Below are 5,478 nucleotides of genomic sequence, written 5' to 3'. Positions count from 1 at the left end.
CCCTGGTAGCCGTGCCGTCGTCCCGGACGTGGATCCGCGCGCCCCGGAAGCCGGGATGCCGTTCCGGACGCGTACCCGTGCCCCTGGTAGCCGTGCCACCGTCCCGGACGTGTATCCGCGCGCCTGGCAGCCGTGCCGTCGTCCCGGGCGCGCCCCGCCCCGCCCGTACAGGAGCCGTCAAGACGGCCGGGGCGCGCGTCAGAGGAGCGTCAACGGAGCCCGCGGACGGGCCGGACGGGGGTTTTCCTCGTACGGGTCCCCCCGGCGCCCCGCTTCCCCGCGGGCCGGGGCGGACCGCTCGTACCGTCTTCGACCTCCGGGAGCTCACGATGGCCGACGTGGCCTTCGTCCTCATCACCCTCGCGGTCTTCGCGCTGGTGGCCCTGACCGCCAAGGGGGTGGCCGGGCAGTGACCGCAGAAAACGTCGTCGGTCTGCTCGTGGCCGCCGCCCTCGTGGGATATCTCGTCCTCGCCCTCCTCAAGCCGGAGAGGTTCTGAGGCCGTACATGAGTCCCGTTCTGGCTGGAATCCTCCAGCTCCTCGCGCTGGTCGTGGCCCTCGGTCTGGCATACCGGCCCCTGGGCGACCACATGGCCCGCGTCTACACCTCCTCCCGACACCTGCGCGCCGAGCGGTGGATCTACCGGGCGATCGGCGCCGACCCCGATTCGGAGATGCGCTGGCCCGCCTACCTGCGCGGCGTGCTCGCCTTCTCGGCGGCCGGCGTGCTGTTCCTGTACCTGCTCCAGCGGCTCCAGGGCTCGCTGCCCGGCTCCCTCGGCTTCGTGTCGATCGACCCGGACCAGGCCTTCAACACGGCCGCGTCCTTCGTCTCCAACACCAACTGGCAGTCGTACGCGGGAGAGCAGGCCATGGGCCACCTCGTGCAGACCGGCGGCCTCGCGGTGCAGAACTTCGTGTCGGCCGCGGTGGGCATGGCGGTCGCGGTCGCGTTCGTCCGAGGCTTCGCCCGCTCGCGTACGGGTGAGCTGGGCAACTTCTGGACCGATCTGGTCCGGGGCGTGACCCGCGTCCTGCTGCCGCTGTCCGTGGCCGGCGCGCTCGTCCTGGTCGCCTGCGGCACGATCCAGAACTTCTCCGGCGTCCACGAGGTCGGCCGCTTCCTCGGCGGCACCCAGCAGTGGAACGGCGGCGCGGTCGCCTCGCAGGAGGTGATCAAGAATCTGGGCACCAACGGCGGCGGCTACTTCAACGCCAACTCCGCCCACCCCTTCGAGAATCCGAACCCGGTCTCCAACCTCTTCCAGATCTTCCTGATCCTCCTCGTCCCCGTCGCGCTGACCCGGACCTTCGGCCGGATGGTCGGCTCGGTACGGCAGGGGTACGCGATCCTCGCCACGACGGGCGTCATCTGGCTGGTCCTCACCGCCCTGATGCTGACCACCGAGTTCGCGGGCCGGGGTCCCGCCTTCGAGCTCGCGGGCGGGGCCATGGAAGGCAAGGAGACCCGGTTCGGCATCGCCGGCTCCTCGCTCTTCGCGGTGGCCACCACCCTCACGTCGACCGGCGCCGTCAACTCCTTCCACTCCTCCTTCACCGGCTTCGGCGGCGGGATCGCGATGCTGGGCATGCAACTCGGCGAGATCGCCCCCGGCGGGGTGGGCTCCGGCCTCTACGGCATGCTGATCATGGCGGTCGTCGCCGTCTTCCTCGCCGGACTGATGGTCGGCCGCACGCCCGAGTACCTGGGCAGGAAGATCGGCAGCCGCGAGATCACCCATGCCGCCTGCTACCTCCTCGTCACGCCCGCGCTGGTGCTCGGCCTGACCGCGGCCTCGGTCTCCCTCGACGGCCCGGCGGGGGCCACGACGAACACCGGGGCCCACGGATTCTCGGAGATCCTCTACGCCTACACCTCCGCCGCCCACAACAACGGCTCCGCCTTCGCCGGTCTGCACGCGGACACCCCCTGGTTCAACACCACCCTCGGGATCGCCATGCTGCTCGGCCGCTTCCTGCCCATGGTGTTCGTGCTCGCCCTCGCCGGCTCACTGGCCCGGCAGGTGCCCGTGCCCGCGACCGCGGGCACCCTGCGCACCGAGAAGCCGTTGTTCTCCGGTCTCCTCGCCGGCACCGTCGCGATCGTCGCCGGTCTCACCTACTTCCCGGCCCTCGCCCTGGGCCCGCTCGCCGAAGGGCTCGCAGCATGAGCACCACCACACCCACCCCCACGCCCGTCTCCCCGCCGGTGCCCGGGCCGGCTGCCGACGCGGCCCCCGCCACCCCCGGCCGGGGCTCCGGCACCCGCCGTCTGCTCGCCGCGCTGCCGGACGCGGTGCGCAAGCTCGACCCCCGGGTCATGGTCAGGACGCCCGTGATGTTCGTGGTGCTCGTCGGCTCGGTCTTCACCACCGTCCTCGCGCTCCGCGAGCCGGGCGACCCCTTCGGCTGGGCGATCACCGTCTGGCTGTGGCTGACCACCCTCTTCGCCAACCTCGCGGAGGCCGTGGCCGAAGGGCGGGGCAAGGCCCAGGCCGACACCCTCCGCAGGGCCAGGACGGGCACGGTCGCCCGCCGGCTGACACCGGTGGGAACGGAGGAGAAGGTGCCCGGCACCGACCTGCGCGTCGGTGACCGCGTGGTCTGCGAGGCCGGGGACGTCATACCCGGTGACGGTGACGTCGTGGAGGGCGTCGCCTCCGTCGACGAGTCCGCCGTCACCGGGGAGTCGGCGCCCGTCATCCGCGAGTCGGGCGGTGACCGCTCGGCGGTCACCGGCGGAACGAGGGTGCTGTCCGACCGTATCGTCGTCACGATCACCGCCAGGCCCGGGGAGACCTTCATCGACCGCATGATCCGCCTGGTCGAGGGCGCCGACCGGCAGAAGACCCCGAACGAGATCGCCCTCACCATCCTGCTGGCCTCGCTCACCCTCGTCTTCCTGCTCGCCGTCGTCACCCTGAAGCCCTTCGCGATGTACGCGGGCGCCGACGGGCGGACGTCCCTCGTCGTGCTGACCGCCCTCCTCGTCTGCCTCATCCCGACGACGATCGGCGCCCTGCTCTCCGCGATCGGCATCGCCGGCATGGACCGGCTCGTCCGGCGCAACGTCCTGGCCAGGTCCGGCCGGGCCGTCGAGGCGGCCGGGGACGTCTCCACCCTCCTCCTGGACAAGACGGGAACCATCACGCTCGGCAACCGGCGGGCCGCCGCCTTCCTGCCCGTGCGCGGGGTGACGGAGGCGGAGGTCGCCGAGGCCGCCCAGCTGTCCTCGCTCGCGGACGAGACACCCGAAGGCCGCTCGATCGTGGCCCTCGCCCACGGGACGTACCGGGTGGGCGAGCGCCACCCGGACGAACTCCCGCACGCGACCTGGATCGCGTTCTCCGCCCGGACCCGCATGTCAGGCGTGGACGCCGGCGGGCGCCGGATCCGCAAGGGCGCCGCCGGTTCCGTCCTCGCCTGGGTGGAGGAGCACGGCGGCACCGTCCCCGGTGACGCCCGGGAGCTCACGGACCGCATCGCCGCGGCCGGCGGCACCCCGCTCCTCGTCGCGGTCGAGGACGCCGGCCGGGCCCGTGTCCTGGGTGTGATCCACCTCAAGGACGTCGTGAAGGAAGGCATGCGGGCCCGGTTCGGGGAACTGCGCCGCATGGGCATCAGAACCGTCATGATCACCGGCGACAACCCGCTCACCGCCAGGGCCATCGCCGAGGAGGCGGGTGTCGACGACTACCTCGCCGAAGCCACCCCCGAGGACAAACTCGCGCTCATCAGGCGCGAGCAGGCAGGCGGCAAGCTCGTCGCGATGACCGGCGACGGGACGAACGACGCCCCCGCGCTCGCCCAGGCCGACGTCGGCGTCGCCATGAACACGGGCACGTCGGCCGCCAAGGAGGCCGGCAACATGGTCGACCTCGACTCCGACCCGACCAAACTCATCGAGATCGTCGAGATCGGCAAACAGCTCCTCATCACCCGCGGGGCCCTGACCACCTTCTCCCTCGCCAACGACGTCGCGAAGTACTTCGCCGTCATCCCCGCCCTGTTCGCGGCGGCGTACCCGTCGCTGGACCGGCTCAACGTCATGCGCCTGGCCTCGCCCGAGTCCGCGATCCTCTCCGCCGTCATCTTCAACGCCCTGATCATCCTGGCCCTCGTGCCTCTCGCCCTGCGGGGCGTGCGCCACCGGGCCGCCGGCGCCGACGCCCTGCTCCGCCGCAATCTCGGCCTCTACGGCCTCGGCGGCCTGGTCGCCCCCTTCATCGGCATCAAACTCATCGACCTGCTCCTCTCCCTCCTCCCCGGAATCGGCTGACCGCCATGAAGAACTCCGCAGGAAGCGCCGGACGGCTGCCCGGCGCCGGACTCCGCGCGCTCCTCGCCCTGACCGTCCTGTGCGGCGTGCTCCACCCCCTCGCCGTCACCGGCCTCGCCCAGGCCGTCTTCCCCTCCCGGGCCAACGGCTCCGAGATCACCGACGGCAGCGGCCGGACCGTCGGCTCCGCCCTCGTCGGACAGCGCTACGACCTGCCCCCGGCGCCGGGACGGAAGACGGCCGCCCCGGACCTGAGGTGGTTCCAGCCGCGCCCCTCCCGGGGCCTCGGCACCAACACCGTCAACACCCGCCACAGTCTGCTGGTCTCGGGCGCCACCAACCGTTCGGGCGACAACGCCGAACTGATCCGGTGGGTGACGGAGGCCAGGGCCGCGGTGGTACGGGACAACTCCACGCCCACCCACCCGGTACGGCCCTCCGACGTGCCCCCGGACGCCGTCACCTCCTCGGGCTCGGGCCTCGACCCCCACATCTCCCCGGAGTACGCGCGCCTCCAGGTCCACCGTGTCGCCGAGCGCAACCACCTGCCGACGGAGGAGGTCGAGGCCCTCGTCGCCGGTCACACCGAGGGCCGGGTCCTCGGCTTCCTCGGCGAACCCCGCGTCAACGTACTGAAGTTGAACATCGCCCTCAGGGCGAAGACGGACGGCGACCGGACGCCCCCACGTCCCTGACCCGCCACCGGGCCGTCATTCGGGCCGGGGGAGGGGCGGCGGTACGGAGACGGCTACGGCGGCCGCGAAACCGGGCGGGACGGGGACGTCGGCCAGGGACCAGCCCGGTACGGAGGCCGGCGCCGGTCCCGTCCCCACGTACGTCCGCGCCACCCCGCCCGCGAGGCCCGCGCCCGTCCCCTTCAGATACGCCTCCTTGCGCGCCCAGCAGCGGGCGAAGGCCGCCGGCCGCTCCTCGGGCGGCAGGGCCGCCAACTCGCCGCCCTCCGCCGGGTGCAGGCTTCCCGCCACCGTGTCGGCCACCGACACCGCCGGGCGCGCCTCGACGTCCACACCCAGCGGCCGGGCGGCGAGCCCGAGCAGCACGAGGTCCCCGCTGTGCGAGAGCGAGAAATGAACGGCGGCGCCCCGCACGGCCGGCCGGCCGGGCGGGGGGCCGCGGCGGGGGCCGGGGTCCCGGGCGGGGACGAACACCAGCGGGCCGAAGTGCCGGAGACGGGCGA

5 protein-coding genes are annotated in these 5,478 nt (G+C 72.9%); 4 read left to right on the top strand and 1 reads right to left on the bottom strand.

Annotated features, from left to right (window positions below; genetic code table 11):
• Positions 1–409: 409 nt before the first annotated feature.
• Genes kdpF through RIF68_RS25900 form a run of 4 tightly spaced genes read left to right on the top strand, consistent with a single transcriptional unit; the run spans position 410 to position 4,975 of the window.
• Positions 410–499: a K(+)-transporting ATPase subunit F gene (gene kdpF, locus RIF68_RS25915; protein WP_309053715.1), complete on the top strand. Its 90-nt coding sequence runs from the start codon at positions 410–412 to the stop codon at positions 497–499.
• An 8-nt stretch (positions 500–507) separates the two neighbouring features.
• Positions 508–2,172: a potassium-transporting ATPase subunit KdpA gene (kdpA, locus tag RIF68_RS25910; protein ID WP_309053714.1), complete on the top strand. Its 1,665-nt coding sequence runs from the start codon at positions 508–510 to the stop codon at positions 2,170–2,172.
• Entirely contained in the window at positions 2,169–4,280 is a 2,112-nt protein-coding gene (gene kdpB, locus RIF68_RS25905) for a potassium-transporting ATPase subunit KdpB (RefSeq protein ID WP_309053713.1), read from the top strand. Before kdpA ends, kdpB begins: the two co-directional genes overlap by 4 nt.
• Positions 4,281–4,285: 5 nt before the next feature.
• Entirely contained in the window at positions 4,286–4,975 is a 690-nt protein-coding gene (locus RIF68_RS25900) for a potassium-transporting ATPase subunit C (protein WP_309053712.1), read from the top strand.
• Positions 4,976–4,990: 15 nt separating this feature from the next.
• Here RIF68_RS25900 and RIF68_RS25895 read toward each other — a convergent pair.
• Positions 4,991–5,478 (bottom strand): 4'-phosphopantetheinyl transferase superfamily protein (locus RIF68_RS25895; protein ID WP_309053711.1); only part of this gene is annotated, 488 nt, incomplete at its 5' end.

Origin of the sequence: Streptomyces sp. (genome assembly GCF_031178505.1) — a bacterium.
Classification (GTDB): Bacteria; Actinomycetota; Actinomycetes; order Streptomycetales; family Streptomycetaceae; genus Streptomyces; species Streptomyces gulbargensis.
This window is presented reverse-complemented; position numbering and strand designations above follow the sequence as displayed.

Coding starts and splice junctions, on each gene's coding strand:
- kdpA (WP_309053714.1), top strand. CDS start 508: ATGAGTCCCGTTCTGGCTGGAATCCTCCAGCTCCTCGCGCTGGTCGTG.
- kdpB (WP_309053713.1), top strand. CDS start 2,169: ATGAGCACCACCACACCCACCCCCACGCCCGTCTCCCCGCCGGTGCCC.
- RIF68_RS25900 (WP_309053712.1), top strand. CDS start 4,286: ATGAAGAACTCCGCAGGAAGCGCCGGACGGCTGCCCGGCGCCGGACTC.